Origin of the sequence: Thermomonas paludicola, from assembly GCF_024498955.1 — a bacterium.
Classification (GTDB): domain Bacteria; phylum Pseudomonadota; class Gammaproteobacteria; order Xanthomonadales; family Xanthomonadaceae; genus Thermomonas; species Thermomonas paludicola.
The window spans coordinates 2,488,373-2,506,328 of record NZ_CP093311.1; the positions used below are offsets into that span (position 1 = coordinate 2,488,373).

The 17,956-nt window shown below is 63.3% G+C and carries 10 protein-coding genes, 2 tRNA genes, 3 rRNA genes and 1 pseudogene; 5 read left to right on the forward strand and 11 right to left on the reverse strand.

Annotated features, from left to right (window positions below):
- The first annotated feature begins 27 nt into the window (after positions 1-27).
- Positions 28-420 (forward strand): MAPEG family protein, encoded by a 393-nt coding sequence (locus LIW09_RS11710; protein ID WP_256645790.1) that lies wholly within the window; start codon positions 28-30, stop codon positions 418-420.
- Positions 421-584: 164 nt separating this feature from the next.
- Here LIW09_RS11710 and rrf read toward each other — a convergent pair.
- From rrf to tyrS, 6 genes are all read right to left on the reverse strand, one after another.
- Positions 585-698 (reverse strand): 5S ribosomal RNA (gene rrf / locus LIW09_RS11715).
- Between the two features lie 215 nt (positions 699-913).
- Positions 914-3,776: ribosomal RNA gene (locus tag LIW09_RS11720) — 23S ribosomal RNA — on the reverse strand.
- 214 nt (positions 3,777-3,990) lie between these two features.
- Positions 3,991-4,067: transfer RNA gene (locus LIW09_RS11725), tRNA-Ile, on the reverse strand.
- A gap of 16 nt (positions 4,068-4,083) precedes the next feature.
- Positions 4,084-4,159 (reverse strand) — tRNA-Ala (locus LIW09_RS11730).
- Between the two features lie 100 nt (positions 4,160-4,259).
- Positions 4,260-5,806 (reverse strand): 16S ribosomal RNA (locus LIW09_RS11735).
- Together the 16S, 23S and 5S rRNA genes with 2 tRNA genes alongside form the textbook arrangement of a ribosomal RNA operon.
- 383 nt (positions 5,807-6,189) lie before the next feature.
- A complete protein-coding gene (gene tyrS / locus LIW09_RS11740; protein ID WP_256647235.1) occupies positions 6,190-7,398 on the reverse strand; it encodes a tyrosine--tRNA ligase in 1,209 nt (402 codons plus the stop codon).
- Positions 7,399-7,579: 181 nt separating this feature from the next.
- Here tyrS and LIW09_RS11745 point away from each other — a divergent pair, with 181 nt between their 5' ends.
- Both LIW09_RS11745 and LIW09_RS11750 read left to right on the forward strand, forming a co-directional pair.
- Positions 7,580-9,019: a M23 family metallopeptidase gene (locus LIW09_RS11745; protein ID WP_256645791.1), complete on the forward strand. Its 1,440-nt coding sequence runs from the start codon at positions 7,580-7,582 to the stop codon at positions 9,017-9,019.
- Positions 9,020-9,052: 33 nt separating this feature from the next.
- Positions 9,053-10,183 carry an anhydro-N-acetylmuramic acid kinase gene (locus LIW09_RS11750; protein ID WP_256645792.1) on the forward strand — a complete coding sequence of 377 codons (1,131 nt, stop codon included), beginning with the start codon at positions 9,053-9,055 and terminating at the stop codon, positions 10,181-10,183.
- Here the strand turns inward: LIW09_RS11750 and LIW09_RS11755 are convergent.
- Positions 10,171-11,466, reverse strand: coding sequence for an AmpG family muropeptide MFS transporter (locus LIW09_RS11755; RefSeq protein ID WP_256645793.1), 1,296 nt, complete (start codon positions 11,464-11,466; stop codon positions 10,171-10,173). The genes LIW09_RS11750 and LIW09_RS11755 overlap by 13 nt on opposite strands.
- Positions 11,463-12,266 carry an exodeoxyribonuclease III gene (locus LIW09_RS11760; RefSeq protein WP_256645794.1) on the reverse strand — a complete coding sequence of 268 codons (804 nt, stop codon included), beginning with the start codon at positions 12,264-12,266 and terminating at the stop codon, positions 11,463-11,465. The genes LIW09_RS11755 and LIW09_RS11760 overlap by 4 nt, the downstream gene beginning before the upstream one ends.
- A gap of 102 nt (positions 12,267-12,368) precedes the next feature.
- Here LIW09_RS11760 and pyrE point away from each other — a divergent pair, with 102 nt between their 5' ends.
- Together pyrE and LIW09_RS11770 are read left to right on the forward strand one after the other, a co-directional pair.
- Positions 12,369-13,031, forward strand: coding sequence for an orotate phosphoribosyltransferase (gene pyrE, locus LIW09_RS11765; protein WP_256645795.1), 663 nt, complete (start codon positions 12,369-12,371; stop codon positions 13,029-13,031).
- A 26-nt stretch (positions 13,032-13,057) separates the two neighbouring features.
- Positions 13,058-13,792 (forward strand): hypothetical protein, encoded by a 735-nt coding sequence (locus LIW09_RS11770; RefSeq protein WP_256645796.1) that lies wholly within the window; start codon positions 13,058-13,060, stop codon positions 13,790-13,792.
- Positions 13,793-13,809: 17 nt separating this feature from the next.
- Here LIW09_RS11770 and LIW09_RS11775 read toward each other — a convergent pair whose 3' ends face one another.
- From LIW09_RS11775 to coaBC, 3 genes and pseudogenes are all read right to left on the reverse strand, one after another.
- Positions 13,810-16,173, reverse strand: coding sequence for a phosphomannomutase/phosphoglucomutase (locus tag LIW09_RS11775; protein WP_256645797.1), 2,364 nt, complete (start codon positions 16,171-16,173; stop codon positions 13,810-13,812).
- A 12-nt stretch (positions 16,174-16,185) separates the two neighbouring features.
- Entirely contained in the window at positions 16,186-16,647 is a 462-nt protein-coding gene (gene dut / locus LIW09_RS11780) for a dUTP diphosphatase (RefSeq protein WP_256645798.1), read from the reverse strand.
- Positions 16,644-17,833: pseudogene (gene coaBC / locus LIW09_RS11785) on the reverse strand (bifunctional phosphopantothenoylcysteine decarboxylase/phosphopantothenate--cysteine ligase CoaBC). The gene dut and the pseudogene coaBC overlap by 4 nt, the downstream one beginning before the upstream one ends.
- Between the last annotated feature and the right edge of the window lie 123 nt (positions 17,834-17,956).

The window sequence follows — 17,956 nt, forward strand, 5'->3', positions numbered from 1 at the left end:
CGGGCTTCACCAGCCCGGGAGCGCCCCATGTTCATCGCCTACTGCAGCATCCTGATTGCCGCCTGCCTGCCCTATCTGTGGACGGTGGTCGCGAAAACCGGCGCGCCCGGCTACAACAACAAGGACCCGCGCGCCTGGATCGCCAAGCAGGACAGCTATCGCGTGCGCAATGCCTACAACGCCCACCTCAACGCCTTTGAAGCATTCCCCGCATTCGCGGTCGCCGTGCTGATGGCCCAGTTCGCACAGGTCGATCCGCAGCGCGTCGCGTGGCTGGCCATGACCTTCATTGCATTCCGTATCTTGCACGGCATCTTCTACATCGCCGCCTTGCAGTATCTGCGCAGCCTGGCATGGATGGGCGGCCTCGCCTGCGTGATCGGGCTGATGGTTTCCGCAGCTCTTCGGGTTGGCGGCTGAGTCGATTCGAACATCGCGAAATCATGCCCGCTTGCGCCTGCATGCGGCGGGCCGGGTTCTGATTCACGTCGACGCAGGCCTGCGCCACGCGCAGGGCCCCCTGCCCCAGTCTCGCGCACAGACAAAACCCCGCCTCGAAGAGGCGGGGTTTGCTTGAAGAAAGACCCTGGCGATGACCTACTCTTGCATGGCGAGGCCACACTACCATCGGCGCAGCTGTGTTTCACTTCCGAGTTCGGGATGGGATCGGGTGGTACCACAGCGCTGTGATCACCAGGGAGAGGGTGGAGGGTCGCGGTTTGCGGGGCAGCTGCCCGTGCAATCGCGCACACGCTCTCATTGGGTTGCGATCAACGAACGGCATTTGGCTGTTCGTTGCAGCAATAAGTTGGGATGTAGCGAACGGTTGTTGCAAATGCCATCAACGCTTCGTCGAGGCCAAGGGTTTCAAACGACTCGCACGCACTGGCGAGTGGAAGAAACTTGAGGTGATATGGTCAAGCCACACGGATCATTAGTACAGGTAAGCTCAACGCATTACTGCGCTTACACACCCTGCCTATCAACCACCTGGTCTTGATGGTTCCTTCAGGGGGCTTGTGCCCCGGGAGATCTCATCTTGAGGCGCGCTTCCCGCTTAGATGCTTTCAGCGGTTATCGCTTCCGAACATAGCTACCCGGCAGTGCCACTGGCGTGACAACCGGAACACCAGAGGTTCGTCCACTCCGGTCCTCTCGTACTAGGAGCAGCCCCTCTCAAATCTCCAACGCCCACGACAGATAGGGACCGAACTGTCTCACGACGTTCTGAACCCAGCTCGCGTACCACTTTAAATGGCGAACAGCCATACCCTTGGGACCGACTACAGCCCCAGGATGTGATGAGCCGACATCGAGGTGCCAAACACCGCCGTCGATATGAACTCTTGGGCGGTATCAGCCTGTTATCCCCGGAGTACCTTTTATCCGTTGAGCGATGGCCCTTCCATACAGAACCACCGGATCACTAAGTCCTAGTTTCCTACCTGCTTGATCCGTCGATCTTGCAGTCAAGCACGCTTATGCCTTTGCACACAGTGCGCGATGTCCGACCGCGCTGAGCGTACCTTCGAGCTCCTCCGTTACACTTTGGGAGGAGACCGCCCCAGTCAAACTACCCACCATACACGGTCCCCGACCCGGATTACGGGCCCAGGTTAGAACGTCAAGCACGACAGGGTGGTATTTCAAGGTTGGCTCCACCACAACTAGCGTCATGGTTTCACAGCCTCCCACCTATCCTACACAGACGAACTCAACGTTCAGTGTAAAGCTATAGTAAAGGTTCACGGGGTCTTTCCGTCTTGCCGCGGGAACGCTGCATCTTCACAGCGATTTCAATTTCACTGAGTCTCGGGTGGAGACAGCGCCGCTGTCGTTACGCCATTCGTGCAGGTCGGAACTTACCCGACAAGGAATTTCGCTACCTTAGGACCGTTATAGTTACGGCCGCCGTTTACCGGGGCTTCGATCAAGAGCTTCGCCTTGCGGCTGACCCCATCAATTAACCTTCCGGCACCGGGCAGGCGTCACACCCTATACGTCCACTTTCGTGTTTGCAGAGTGCTGTGTTTTTGATAAACAGTCGCAGCGGCCTGGTTACTTCGGCCTCCCTCAGCTATTCACCATGAGAGGCGCACCTTCTCCCGAAGTTACGGTGCTATTTTGCCTAGTTCCTTCACCCGAGTTCTCTCAAGCGCCTGAGAATTCTCATCCTGCCCACCTGTGTCGGTTTACGGTACGGTCTGTGCATACTGAAGCTTAGAAGATTTTCCTGGAAGCGTGATATCGGTGACTTAATTCTAATGAACTCGTCCTTGACCTCAATGTTGCACCCCCGGATTTGCCTAAGGGCACCACCTCAGTCCTCTCACCGGGACAACCAACGCCCGGCTCACCTAACCTTCTCCGTCCCTCCATCGCATATGCACGAGGTGCTGGAATATTAACCAGCTTCCCATCGACTACGCATTTCTGCCTCGCCTTAGGGGCCGACTCACCCTGCGTCGATTAACGTTGCGCAAGGAAACCTTGGGCTTTCGGCGTGCGGGCTTTTCACCCGCATTATCGTTACTCATGTCAGCATTCGCACTTCCGATACCTCCAGCAGACTTCTCAATCCACCTTCAACGGCTTACGGAACGCTCCTCTACCGCGTACATCAAAAGATGCACACCCCAAGCTTCGGTTTACTGCTTAGCCCCGTTAAATCTTCCGCGCAGACCGACTCGACCAGTGAGCTATTACGCTTTCTTTAAAGGGTGGCTGCTTCTAAGCCAACCTCCTGGCTGTCTGTGCCTTTCCACATCGTTTTCCACTTAGCAGTAATTTGGGACCTTAGCTGTGGGTCTGGGTTGTTTCCCTTTTCACGACGGACGTTAGCACCCGCCGTGTGTCTCCCATACAGTCCGTCTCGGTATTCGGAGTTTGCAATGGTTTGGTAAGTCGCGATGACCCCCTAGCCATAACAGTGCTCTACCCCCGAGAGGATACATATGAGGCGCTACCTAAATAGCTTTCGAGGAGAACCAGCTATCTCCGGGTTCGATTAGCTTTTCACTCCTAATCACACCTCATCCCCGACCTTTGCAACGGGCGTGGGTTCGGGCCTCCAGTACCTGTTACGGTACCTTCACCCTGGGCATGACTAGATCACCCGGTTTCGGGTCTACTGCCCGCGACTATGCGCCCTTATCAGACTCGGTTTCCCTTCGCCTCCCCTATACGGTTAAGCTCGCCACGAACAGTAAGTCGCTGACCCATTATACAAAAGGTACGCCGTCACCCTTGCGGGCTCCGACTGCTTGTACGCACACGGTTTCAGGATCTATTTCACTCCCTTCACCAGGGTTCTTTTCGCCTTTCCCTCACGGTACTGGTTCACTATCGGTCGGTCAGGAGTATTTAGCCTTGGAGGATGGTCCCCCCATGTTCAGACAGGGTTTCACGTGCCCCGCCCTACTCAATTTCATCGACCAGGCCCTTTCGCATACGGGGCTGTCACCCGCTATGGCCACCCTTTCCAGAGTGTTTTGCTAAAGCAAGATCGACTTTTGGGCTAGTCCGCGTTCGCTCGTCGCTACTTGCGGAATCTCGGTTGATTTCTTTTCCTACGGTTACTTAGATATTTCAGTTCACCGCGTTCGCCTTGCATGGCTATGTATTCACCATGCAATACCCCTAAGGGTGGGTTTCCCCATTCGGACATCGCCGGATCAAAGCTTATTGCCAGCTCCCCGACGCTTTTCGCAGGCTGTCACGTCCTTCATCGCCTCTGACCGCCAAGGCATCCACCGTGTGCGCTTATTCGCTTGACCATATCACCCCAAGTTGCCTCGGAGCGATACGCATACCAGCGAATGGTACGACTTATCACTACTTCAATAAGGCAGCTCGCGCTGCCCGCCTTAGCCTCTACGACACGTTGCAGACATTTGTCTCAAACGCTCGCTACATCCCGATTTTCAAAGAACATGCCCCGGCCACAGTGCCAAGGCATTTCAAATGTGTGTGTGCGCAGATCATTCAGAGTGGTGGGTCTGGGAGGACTCGAACCACCGGCCTCGCCCTTATCAGGGGCGCGCTCTAACCACCTGAGCTACAGACCCAATGTGTCGTGCCAGATGGTGGAGCCTGTCGGGATCGAACCGACGACCCCCTGCTTGCAAAGCAGGTGCTCTCCCAGCTGAGCTAAGGCCCCGTGCTATCTAAAGCGAGGGGACACGCAACCCCCTGCGGGATCGCGTTCTCTGAATGCAGGTCACTTGTGCGGACGTCTGGCAATGCGTTGCCATGTCTCAAAAGGAGGTGATCCAGCCGCACCTTCCGATACGGCTACCTTGTTACGACTTCACCCCAGTCATCGGCCACACCGTGGCAAGCGCCCCCCCGAAGGTTAAGCTACCTGCTTCTGGTGCAACAAACTCCCATGGTGTGACGGGCGGTGTGTACAAGGCCCGGGAACGTATTCACCGCAGCAATGCTGATCTGCGATTACTAGCGATTCCGACTTCACGGAGTCGAGTTGCAGACTCCGATCCGGACTGAGATGGGGTTTCTGGGATTGGCTCCGCCTCGCGGCATTGCAGCCCTCTGTCCCCACCATTGTAGTACGTGTGTAGCCCTGGCCGTAAGGGCCATGATGACTTGACGTCATCCCCACCTTCCTCCGGTTTGTCACCGGCGGTCTCCTTAGAGTTCCCACCATTACGTGCTGGCAACTAAGGACAAGGGTTGCGCTCGTTGCGGGACTTAACCCAACATCTCACGACACGAGCTGACGACAGCCATGCAGCACCTGTGTCACGGTTCCCGAAGGCACTCCTCTATCTCTAAAGGATTCCGTGCATGTCAAGGCCAGGTAAGGTTCTTCGCGTTGCATCGAATTAAACCACATACTCCACCGCTTGTGCGGGCCCCCGTCAATTCCTTTGAGTTTCAGTCTTGCGACCGTACTCCCCAGGCGGCGAACTTAACGCGTTAGCTTCGATACTGAGCTCCAAATTGAGCCCAACATCCAGTTCGCATCGTTTAGGGCGTGGACTACCAGGGTATCTAATCCTGTTTGCTCCCCACGCTTTCGTGCCTCAGTGTCAGTGCTGGTCCAGGTAGTCGCCTTCGCCACGGATGTTCCTCCCGATCTCTACGCATTTCACTGCTACACCGGGAATTCCACTACCCTCTACCGCACTCTAGTCCGCCAGTATCCAGTGCCATTCCCAGGTTGAGCCCAGGGCTTTCACATCAGACTTAACGAACCACCTACGCACGCTTTACGCCCAGTAATTCCGAGTAACGCTTGCACCCTTCGTATTACCGCGGCTGCTGGCACGAAGTTAGCCGGTGCTTATTCTTCCGGTACCGTCAGAACCCCAAGGTATTAACCTGGAGCTTTTCTTCCCGGACAAAAGAGCTTTACAACCCGAGGGCCTTCTTCACTCACGCGGCATGGCTGGATCAGGCTTGCGCCCATTGTCCAATATTCCCTACTGCTGCCTCCCGTAGGAGTCTGGACCGTGTCTCAGTTCCAGTGTGGCTGATCATCCTCTCAGACCAGCTACGGATCGTCGCCTTGGTGGGCCTTTACCCCCCCAACTAGCTAATCCGACATGGGCTCATCCAATCGCGCCAGGCCCGAAGGTCCCCGGCTTTCCCCCGAAGGGCGCATGCGGTATTAGCGTACGTTTCCATACGTTATCCCCCACGACTGGGCAGATTCCCATGTATTCCTCACCCGTCCGCCACTCGCCACCCACTTAAGCAAGCTTAAGCTGTGCTGCCGTTCGACTTGCATGTATTAGGCCTGCCGCCAGCGTTCACTCTGAGCCAGGATCAAACTCTTCACTTAAAGTTTTCGAGGACGAATCCTCTAATGCTTCGATTTGTAGAGCCCGACCAGACTCAATACTCGCTGTACGTTGTACTTGCGTACGAATACTTATAAGAATTGAGGTTCTGTTCGAACGTCTACTGATGGACAACCGCCACCACCAGACGCCCGCACAAGTCACCTGCGCACACTGTCAAAGATCTCCGGACTCGGCCTCAGCGCCTTGCCCTTCCACCCCGCGCCGAAGCACCTGAGTGAGCCGCCCATCATACCGGGGTTTTACTACCTGTCAACACCCGAATGTGAACTTTTTTTCGCTTCCCGCTGCGTGCCGAAGCCTCCAGCGGGTCGATGATTCTAGCGGGGCGATACGATCCTCGCAAGCCCTTTTTTCGGACTTTTCACGCACCGCGCAAGCACACCCGCGCGAAGTTGCGTTTGCCCACGGCCAGCACGCCCTCGAAGCCCGGCATGAACACGCGAGACGCGTCCTCGAACACCTCGCCATCGACGCGCACCGCACGCTCCTTGAGCTTGCGGCTGGCCTCCGAATTGCTGGGCATCAACCCTGCCGCCACCAGCAGCGCGGCAATGCGCAGCCCGTCTGCCGGCACCGCCACCTCCTGCAATGGCAGCGCAGCAAGATCACCCTCGCCGCGCACGGCGGCGTGCCAGCCTGCAATGGCCTGCTCGGCGGCAGCCGCATCATGGAAGCGCGCGGCCAGCTCGCGCGCCAGGCGCAGCTTGATGTCGCGCGGGTTCAGGCCACCCGCAACCTCGGCACGCAGGCGCGCGGACTCGGCGATGCCGATCTCGAAACTGAGCAGGTCGATCCACTTCCACATCAACGCGTCGCCGATCTTCATCGTCTTGGTGACGATGTCGATGGCGGGCTCCGCGATGCCGATGTAATTGCCCAGCGACTTGCTCATCTTGTTGACGCCGTCCAGCCCCTCCAGCAACGGCATGGTCAGCACGACCTGCGGCGGCTGGCCGTAGTGCTCCTGCAGGCCGCGCCCCATCAGCAAGTTGAACTTCTGGTCGGTTCCACCCAGCTCCACGTCCGCCTTCAGCGCCACCGAGTCATACCCCTGTACCAGCGGATACAGGAATTCGTGGACGGCAATCGATTGCTGCGCCGCGTAGCGCTTGGCGAAGTCATCGCGCTCCAACATGCGCGCCACCGTGTGCTGCGCGGCGAGCTTGATCATGTCGGCAGCACTCATTGCCCCGAACCACTCGCTGTTGAAGCGCACCTCGGTACGCTCGCGGTCGAGCACCTTGAACACCTGCTCGGAATAGGTTTGCGCATTGGCGAGCACGTCCTCGCGCGTCAGCGGCTTGCGGGTGACGTTCTTGCCGGTGGGGTCGCCGATCATCCCGGTGAAGTCGCCGATCAGGAAGATCACCTGGTGGCCCAGCTCCTGGAATTGGCGCATCTTGTTGAGCAGCACGGTGTGCCCCAGATGCAGGTCAGGCGCGGTGGGATCGAAACCAGCCTTGATCCGCATCGGGCGACCAAGCTTGAGGCGGGTTTCCAGTTCTTCCCGTTTGAGGATTTCGTCACTGCCGCGGGCAATCAGTTCCAGGGCTTGCTGCTGTTCTGACACAGACACCTCTTCTCCGGGGCACGCCGGAAGCGAGCCGCATTCATGTTTCGGGCTGACTGCGTTAACGCGACGTTAAACGGGAAAGACGAAAAACATCCGCAGATTCAACGGGTTGACGCACGTTCGTTGCATGACTATGGTAACGCGCTTGACGCTTTCGTCACACGCAGGGGACGATCATATGCCGGATTGGAACCACGACGCGGTACGTCGCGAGAATCTCGAGCGTGCCCAGGCGAACGCGGATCACCCCGAGCAGCCCTCCGTTTCACACCCGTTCCAAGGTCGCTGGACGCGCCGGCACTGGGCGCACGCAAGCGTACTCACCACCATGTGCGTGCTGTTGGCGGCGATCGTGCCCGGCTTTTCCACCGTGCTTGATGCAAGCGGCACCGCGCAGGTGCAGCGAATGACGCTGTCGCTGACGCTGCCCAAGCCCAGCCTCCGCGCCAGCAAGGCGACCGACGACAACTGGCAATCGGTGACACTCAAGCCGGGCCAGACGCTCAGCGGGGTGTTCGAGGAATTGGGCATCCCCTATGACCAGCTGGCGAAGGTCATGCAGCACCCGAAGATCAAGCCGACCTTGCGCAAATTGCGTCCGGGCACCGCGCTGAGCTTCAACCTGCCCGCCGATGGCAGCGTGCGGGCGATGCGCCTGGAGGCCGGCCCGGGCGTGGGCGAGACGCCGATCGAATTGGAGTTCAACGGCACGACGCTGCGTGAACGCGCGGTGCCGGTGGAGATCACCACGCGCACGGTCGTCTTGACCGGTGAAGTCGGCAAGTCGCTGTTCGCCTCCGCGCGCAAACTGGGCCTGGGCACCGCCCAGCTCAACCAGCTCACCGACGAGATGTTCAAGTACGACATCGACTTCGACTCCGATCTGGGCGAAGACGACCGCTTCAGCGTGGTGGTGGACCAGACCTGGAAGAACGGCCAGCTGGCCAACACTGGCCCGGTGTTGGCGGCCACCTTCACGGTGGATGGCAAGCTCAAGAGCGCGTTCCGCTACATGCGCGACGGCAAGCCGGAATACTTCACCCCGGATGGCCGCTCGCTCAAGCGCCCCTTCATCCGCATGCCGATTCCATATGCGCGCATCACGTCGGGCTTCGGCATGCGCAACCATCCCATCCTGGGCCGGATGCGCGGACACATGGGCATCGACTACGCCGCCGGCACCGGCACGCCGATCATGGCGGCCGGTGATGCGCGGGTGGAATTCGTCGGCCGCAAGGGCGGCTATGGCAATGCGGTGATCCTCAACCACGGCGGCGGCAAGACAACCCTCTACGGCCACATGTCCCGCTTCGCCAACATCCGGGTTGGCCAGCACGTGGCGCAGGGCGCGGTGATCGGCTACGTCGGCAGTACCGGGCTGGCCACCGGCCCGCACCTGCATTACGAATTCCGGGTCAACGGCGTGCACATGAACCCGCTGAAGATGACCCTGCCACCACCAACACCGCTCAGCGGCAGCGATTTGATGGCATTCAGGAACCAGACCCATCGCGCGCTGGACAAGATCCGTGAAGTGGAGGACGTGGTGTTCCAGCTGGACGACGACCGCGTGGCCAGCGCCGCCAAGCCCGCCCCGCGCGACCGCAAGAAGGGCTGAGCTGATCCGCGCCGCGATGCGATACTGCGCCGCATGCCCGAGCTCATTTCTGCGCCCCAGTTCTTCCTTGGCCTGATATCAGGCACCAGCGCCGACGGCATCGACGCCGCGCTGGTGCGCTTCGAGGGCGATGCAGCGAACGCAGGCGCCGAACTCGTGTTCGGCCACACCTGTCGCTGGGAGCCAGCGCTGCGTGAGCGCCTGATCGCGCTGGGCCAGCATGCACAACCGCTGACGCTGGATGAGGTGGGCACGCTGGACGTGCGGATCGGTCGCGCCTTCGCCGAGGCGGCCAGCCACGCCATGCGTGCGGCTGGCGTGACTGCGCGCGCGCTGGTCGCCATTGGTTCGCACGGGCAAACCCTGCGCCATCACCCGCATGGAAACGTGCCGTTCACCCTGCAGCTCGGCGATGCCCACTGCATCGCAGAACACTGCGGCGTGCCAGTGGTGGCCGACTTCCGCCGCCGCGACGTTGCCGCTGGCGGCCACGGCGCGCCGCTGGTGCCCGCGTTCCACGCCGCGATCCTGCGCGACCCCGGTGAAGACCGCGCCATCCTCAATCTGGGTGGCATCGCCAATTTCACCTTGCTGCCCGCGCAAGGCGAGGTGCGCGGCTTCGACACCGGGCCGGCGAACGGACTGATGGATGCGTGGTGCCTGCGCCACACCGGTCAGGCGTTTGATGCAGGCGGCGCGTTCGCGGCGCAGGGCCGCGTCGACGGTGCACTGCTGGCGCGCCTGCTGGCGGAGCCGTGGTTCGCCGCGCCGCCGCCGAAGTCGACGGGGCGCGACCAGTTCCACCTGGACTGGGTCGAAGCCGCGCTGGCTGGCGACGAGGCTCCCGCCGACGTGCAGGCCACGCTGCTTGCACTGACCGCGCGCAGCGTCGCAGAAGCGTTGCAGGCCACCCAGCCGCGCACGCGACGGGTCGTGGTGTGCGGCGGCGGCGTGCACAACCCGCGGCTGATGGCGGCGCTGGCCGAGGCGATGCCGGACGCGGCCATCGACTCCAGCGCCGTGCACGGGCTGGACCCGGATTTCGTGGAAGCCATGGCGTTTGCCTGGCTGGCCCGCGAACACCTGGCCGGCAGGCCGGGCAACCTGCCCGCGGTGACCGGGGCAAGCGGGCCGCGCGTGCTGGGCGCGCTCTACCCGCCCTGATCCGGCGCCGGGGCGAACACCCGCTGGCGCAGTTGCGGGCTCAGGTACACATACAGCAGCGTGGCCGGAATCAGCGCCAGCACGGTGATCACGAAGTACATGCCATAGCCGGTGGCCATCACGATGCCGCCCGCGAAGAAGCCGAGGATCTTGCCCGGCAGATTCACCAGTGAACTGAGCAGGGCGTATTGCGTGCCGGTGTGCTGCTGGCTGACCAATGCAGACAGGAACGCCACCGTCGGTGGCCCCAGCATGCCCAAGGTGAAGTTCTCCGCCGAAATCACCGCCGTCAGCACCCACAAATCGCCTTTGTGCACCATCAGCAACAGGTACAGCAGGTTGCAGGCGCCACATACCAGCATCATCACGCCCAGTGATTTCCATGCGCCCAGCCGGGTGACCATCGCACCGCCACAAAACACGCCGACGATGCCGATCCACACGCCCCACAGTTTGGTGATCGAACCGATCTGGGTCTTGCTGAAGCCCTGATCCAGGTAGAACGGGCTCATGATGCCGCCCACGGTGGCCTGCTCGGGCACCTTGAACAGCAGGATGTAGGCGAGGATGGACAGCGCCAGCGGGATGCCATAGCGGCGAAAGAAGTCGGCGAACGGGTCGGCGACCGCGGCCGTCATCGCCTCTCGCCACGGCAGCTGCGACGAAGCGAGCGATACCGTCGGCTCCCGGGCAAGCAGATTGGCAACCAACGGCACCCCCATGACTGCCGCCATCGTGCAATACACCCAGCTCCAGGCGATGTGGTCGGCCATGATCGCGGCAAAGGCCCCGGCCATGATCAGCCCGATCCGGTATCCCAGCGAATACGTGGCGACCAGCGCGCCCTGCGCATCCACCGGCGCGATTTCGATGCGATAGGCGTCCACCGCGATGTCCTGTGTCGCCCCAAAAAACGCCACCGCCAGTGTCGCCGCCACGAACGGCCCAAGCTGCGCCGGCGTCAGCAGCGCCATCAGCAGCAGGCTGGCGATCACGCCCAGCTGCGCAGCCAGCAGCCAGCCACGACGGCGTCCCAGCCGGCGAAAGCCCGGCATCTGCCAGTGATCCAGCAGCGGCGCCCACACAAACTTGAAGGCATACAGCATGCCCGCGCTGGCGATCATGGTGATGTCCTTCAGCACGATGCCGCGATCCTTCAGCCAGAACGCCAGCGTGCCGGCCACCAGCAGGAACGGCAGCCCGGAGGAGAAGCCGAAAAAGAACATCGTGCCCGCCGCCGGCTGCGCAAACGACTTCCAGACGGACGGCTTGGCGGCGCTCATGCGGCGTAGTCCACGAGGAACGGGGCGTGATCGGAAAACTTCGGCTCCGGGAAGATCTCGGCGGACACGATCCCCTTGGCGATGCCGGGCGTGGCCAACTGGTAATCAATCCGCCAGCCCACGTTGTTGGCGCGCGCCGCGCCGCGCTGCGACCACCACGAATATTCCACGGCCTCGGGCTTGGCAACCCGAAACGCGTCTTTCCAGCCGTGCGCGGGCGGCACGATCAGGCCATCGTGGCAACCGTCGGCGATCAGGCCGCTGAGCCAGGCACGCTCATGCGGCAGACAGCCGGAGTTCTTCTGGTTGCCGCTCCAGTTCTTGATGTCATTGCGCGCACGGACGATGTTCCAGTCGCCGCACAGCACGTACTCGCGGCCGCTGGCGAGCCACTGCGCCAGGATCGGCTGCAGCCAGGCCATCACCTCTTCCTTGAAGCCCTGGCGCAACTCGCCCGAGCTGCCGGAGGGGATGTAGAAGCTCACGACCGACACATTCCCGAAGCGCGCCTCGATGTAGCGCCCCTCGTCATCGAAGGGTGCCCAGCCCAGCGCCGTGCGCACCTCGTCCGGCTCGCGCCGGCTGTAGATCGCCACGCCGCTGTAGCCCTTCCTGGTGGAGGCGTCCTTGAACCACGCCTTGTATCCGTCGGGACGGAAAGCGGCGTCGGCGAGCTGGTGTTCCTGCGCCTTGGTCTCCTGCACGCACAGGACGTCGATGTCGTGCCGGGTGAACCACTCGAAAAAACCCTTGCTGGCGGCCGAACGCAGGCCATTGGCGTTGAAGGAAAGAATGCGCATGCGGGACGCTGCAGGTTCGGAGTGGGCAAAGCCTAACCGATCCGCCGCCGTTCGCCGGGCGGGCGGCTGCCATGACGGCGCCGCGCATGGGAGAATCGCGCCATGAGCGCACTGACCAACGACCACCGCACCCGCTTCCTGCAGCTGGCCTTGCGCGCCGATGCGCTGCGCTTTGGCGAATTCACCCTGAAGTCGGGGCGCACCAGCCCGTACTTCTTCAATGCCGGTCGCTTCGATTCCGGCGCGGCGCTGGCCAGCCTGGCCAGCTGCTATGCCGATGCGATGGACGCAGCAAGCGTGCCGTTCGACCTGCTGTTCGGGCCCGCCTACAAGGGCATCCCGCTGGCAACCGCGCTGGCGTGCGAGTACGCGCGCCGCGGCCGCGACCTGCCGCTGGCCTTCAACCGCAAGGAAGCCAAGGCGCACGGCGAGGGCGGCAGCCTGATCGGCGCGCCGCTGGGTGGAAAGCGGGTGCTGATCGTGGACGACGTGATCACCGCCGGCACCGCGATTCGCGAGGCGCTGGCGATCATCGAAGCCGCCGGCGGTACGCCGGCAGGCATCGTCATCGCCCTCGACCGCCAGGAGCGGGTGCGCGAGGACCTGCCGGTTTCTGCCGCGCAATCGGTCGCCCACGAGCATGGGATTCCGGTGGTCGCGGTGGCCGGTTTGGACGACCTGCTTGCGTTTGCCGGCGAAAGCACCGAACTTTGCGACTGCCGCGATGCCTTGCTCGCCTATCGGGCGCGCTACGGCATCCTCTGATCCGCCACGACTGCCAGGGGGCTGTCATGACGCACCACCATCACATCGTCCGTACCGTTCTTGCGCTGGCCCTGCTGGGTGCCTGCACTGCTGCTTCCGCGCAGAGCACGGCTCCTGCCGAAAAGAAGATCTACTGCTGGGACGAAGGTGGCCGCAAGGTGTGCGGCGACGCGCTGCCGGCCTCCGCTGCCAACAGCGCGCGCACCGAGTTCAGCATGAAAAGCGGCTTGGCCACCGGTCGCGTGGATCGCGCCCTGACCGACGAAGAGCGCAGCAGCGCCGCGCTGGCAGCCGATGCGGCGCGCCGACAGGCCGAGGCCGAGGCGATGCAGAAACGCCGCGATCTGGCGATGGTGGAGTCCTACCTCACCGAGGCCGACCTGCGCCGCGCCTATGGCGAGCGTACCGCGCTGCTGGATGAAACCCTGAAATCCAGCCGCCTGGGCCTGTCCAGCCTGCGCCTGAGCCTGCTGTCACTGCTGCGCCAGGCCGGCGACCAGGAGCTGGCCGGCACACCGGTGAGCAAACGCCTGACCGACTCGATTTTGACCCAGCACGCCGAACAACTGCGCCAGCGCCAATTGCTGCTTGCGCAGGAGCAAGATCGGGCCGAGCTGGAACGCGAACTGGCTGACTCCCTGCGCCGCTATCGGGAAATGAAGCAGGGCACCTCGCCGCCAGCAACGCCGCCCACGGCCAGCGCGCAGCAAGACAAGCCCACCGCCGGCCAAGCATCCAAGGCGCCCCCGCCGCCTCGCTGAGACCGGGGGCGGTCGGGTCAGAACGGCAGGCGCAGATCCGGCTCCAGTTTCAACAACAGGTCGCGGAACACCTGCTGGATGCGTGCCATCGCGGATGTCGTATCGGCATCGAAGCGCATGACCAGCACCGGCGTGGTGTTGGACGCACGCACCAGGCCCCAGCCATCCGACCAGTCCACGCGCACGCCATCGATGGTGGTCAGGCGGCCACCGTCGAAGCTGGCCGTGAGGCGGAACCGCTCGACGAAGTCGTGCGCGTCCACCTCATTGGGCAACTCGACCTTGATCTCGGCGGTGGATACGCCATCCGGCAGCGCGGCGAACACCGCTTCGGGTGCTTCCCCGCGCGTGTCCAGGATTTCCAGCAGGCGCGCGGCCGCATAGATGCCATCGTCGAACCCGAACCAGCGCTCGGCGAAGAAGAAGTGGCCGCTCATCTCGCCACCCAGCGCCGCTTCGGTCTCGCGCATCTTCGATTTGATCAGCGAATGCCCGGTCTTCCACATCAACGGGCTGCCGCCGTGGCGCAGGATCTGCATCGGCAGGCGGCCGGTGCACTTCACGTCATAGATGATCATCGCGCCCGGGTTGCGCTCCAGCACGTCGGCAGCGAACAGCATCAACAAACGGTCCGGGAAAATGTTCTTGCCGGACTTGGTGACCACGCCAAGCCGGTCGCCGTCGCCATCGAAGGCGATGCCCAGATCGGCATCCAGCCGTTGCACCATCTGTATCAGGGCTTCCAGGTTGTGCGGCTCGCTGGGATCGGGATGGTGGTTGGGGAAAGTGCCGTCGATGTCGCAGAACAGCGGGGTGATGTCCGCCCCGATGGCCTCCAGCACGCGCGGCCCCAGCTCGCCGGCCACGCCATTGCCGGCATCCACCACCACCTTGAGCCGCTGACCGATCTGGATGTCACCGGCGATGCGCTGCACGTAATCTTCGCTGATGTCGCGCGCGTCCAGCGTGCCCTGCGTTTCGGCTTCCAGCAGGCGATCCTCGGCGATGCGGGCGTGAAGGCCCTTGATGGCCTCGCCAGACAGCGTTTCGCCGCCCACCACGATCTTGAACCCGTTGTAATCCGGCGGGTTGTGGCTGCCGGTGATGGCCACGCCGCAGCCCGTGCGCAGCAGGAAGCTGCCGAAATACACCACCGGCGTGGGCACCATGCCGATGTCGATGACGTTGCGCCCGGCTTTGCGCAGGCCGGCGATCAGGCCGTTTGCCAGATCCGGGCCCGACAGGCGGCCGTCACGGCCGACCACGATGGAATCCAGCCCCTGTTCGGCCATCAGCGAGCCGACTGCCTGGCCGATCAACTCGGCCACATTGGCATCCAGCGACATGCCGATCACGCCGCGGATGTCATAGGCGCGGAAGATGCGATGGTCGATCACCACCGGCACGCGCGCCGAAGGCTTGGCGGTGTCGTGCTCGCGGACTTGCACGCGCGGCACCGGCTCCGGCTCGGGCATGGCCTGCTGCAGGTCGGACAGGGTCGGGCCGGTTTCGACCTCACCGAAGCCGCCCAGCGCCAGCAGGCGCGGGCGCAACCGGAACCACAGCCCAGCCGCCGCCAGCAGCAGCACGGTGCCCAGCGCCAGCGCCGCCAAGCCACCCAGTCCAAACGGCGCCTGCGCACTGTCCGGTGCCGCCGCCGCCACCCGCAGATCGCTGTCCGGCACCTTCACACCAAGCGCCTCTGCGGCCACGCCCAAGGCGATGTCGCCGCGCTCGATCACGCTGCGTTGCCCCTGGCGCAGCGCCAGATAGGTCGCAGCCGGCAGCGCGGGACTTTCCACCCCGCTTTCCAGCCGCGCCATCGGCAGTTCCACATAGGCCACCATGTCGGCAGCCCCCTTCACCGGCGCGGCCAGCGCCAGCCGATGTTCGCCCGCCGATTGCACGATGCGCGCCGCCATCTTGCCGCTGATCAGCGCGTCTTCGGCCACCGCCAGCGAGCCAAACCCGCTGCGCGGCAGGCGGCCGTACTGGCCATCCAGATCCGCCGGCCATAGCTCGGCGCGCCTGACTTCGCCCCAGCCCTGCTTGACCGCAGCCACCGTTGCCGCCGCGTCACCGGACGCCAGCGCCGTGGTGAAGGCCTTCGATGCCAGCTGCGAACCCAGCTTCTGGCGCTGCTCGTTGAGCGTGCGCCGCACCATGACCACCACATCGTCACGGGCAAATTCCAGCGCGTGCTGGCGGCTGTCATCCCGCTGCCGCAACCCGCCCGTCACCAGGCACCACAGCCCCAGCGCCAGCAACAGCAGCACCAGCCACGGCAACGCGCGCGCCGTTTGCAATGGATCGAACTTCAGGCTGCCGTGGCTGCCGTCGTCGCCGTCGTCCTTCTTGCCACCCAAACCGAACAAAGCCATGAATTCCCCCCGTCAGCGCACGCCGGTATGGCCGAAGCCACCCTGCCCACGCGCGCTCTCCTCGAAAGTATCCACCACCTGCAGCGCGACGCGCACTACCGGCAGCAATACCAGCTGTGCAATGCGATCGCCGGGAGCGATGGTGAAGGCGACGCTGCTGCGGTTCCAGACACTGATCATCAGCGGCCCCTGGTAGTCGGCGTCGATCAAGCCTGTGCCGTTACCCAGCACGATGCCGTGCTTGTGGCCCAGTCCCGAACGCGGCAGGATCACGGCGCACAGGCCGGGATCGCCAATGTGGATGGCCAATCCCGATGGCACCAGCGCGGCCGCGCCTGGCTCAAGGTCAAGCGGCGCCTCCAACGCGGCGCGCAAATCCAGCCCGGCGCTGTGCTCGGTGGCATAGGCCGGCAACGGCCATTCGGCGCCGAAGCGCGGATCCAGCAATTTCACCTGCAGCGCATGTTGGCTCATGCCGATCCTTGTTGTTGCAAGCGCTCGCCAATCAGATCCAGCAGCACGCCTGCCAGTTCGGCCTTGGGTGCCGGCCCCAGCGCACGCTCACCGTTGACATCGATCACCAGCAGGGCATTGTCATCACTCTCGAAGCCACTGCCGCTCAAGCCCACCTGGTTGGCGCAAATCAGGTCCAGCCGCTTTCGCTCCAGCTTGCCCCGCGCGTAATGGGCCACGTCGTTGGTTTCCGCCGCGAACCCCACTACCAAACGTGGCCGCTGCGGGTGGACGGCCACCTCGGCCAGCACGTCGCGGGTCTTGACCAGCTCCAGCACCAGCGTGTCCTGCCCCGGCCGCTTCTTCAATTTGCTCGACGCGAACTCGCGCGGGGTGAAGTCCGCCACCGCCGCCGCGCCGACATAGATGTCGCACGGCAACGCCGCCATCACCGCCGCATGCAGTTGTGCAGCACTGCGCACATCAACACGCATCACCCCGGACGGCGTGGGCAGCTGCACCGGGCCAGCGACCAGCACGACTTCGGCGCCGCGCTGCGCGGCCACCGCAGCGACGGAGAACCCCATCTTGCCGCTGCTGCGATTGCCCAGGAAACGCACCGGATCGATGTCTTCGAACGTCGGGCCGGCACTGACCACGATGCGCAGGCCTGCAAGCGATCCGGTCATGCCAGCGCCCTCGCCGCAGCCAGGATTTCGGCGGGCTCGGCCATTCGCCCCGGGCCGGACTCGCCTTCGGCCAGCGGCCCGTCATTCGGGCCGACCATGCGCACGCCACGCGCCAGCAGGGTGCCGATATTGGATTGCGTGGCAGGGTGCCGCCACATGCGATGGTTCATGGCCGGCGCGACCAGCAGCGGCGCTTCGGTTGCCAGGCACAGCGTGGACACGAGATCATCGGCCAAGCCATGCGCCAGCTTGGCCAAGGTATTGGCGGTGGCTGGCGCCACCACCACCTGTTGCGCCCAGCCAGCCAGCTCCAGATGGCCCATTGCGGCCTCCGCCTGCGCATCCCACAAGGAGATGCGCACCGGGTGATGCGACAGCGCCTGAAAGGTCTGCGCACCGACAAAGCGCTGCGCGCTCTCGGTCATCGCCACCTGCACCTGCGCCCCTGCATCGCGCAGCCGGCGCACCAATTCGGCGGATTTGTAGGCCGCAATGCCTCCGCAGACGCAAAGCAACACGCGATAGCCATCGCTGGGGAAATTCGGAACCTGCACCGGGCCTGTCTCTGACCGTTTCACGACGCTGAAGCTTACCCGATGCCGGGGCGTCTTCCGCTGCCGCCGGCCGGATGGGCACGGCAT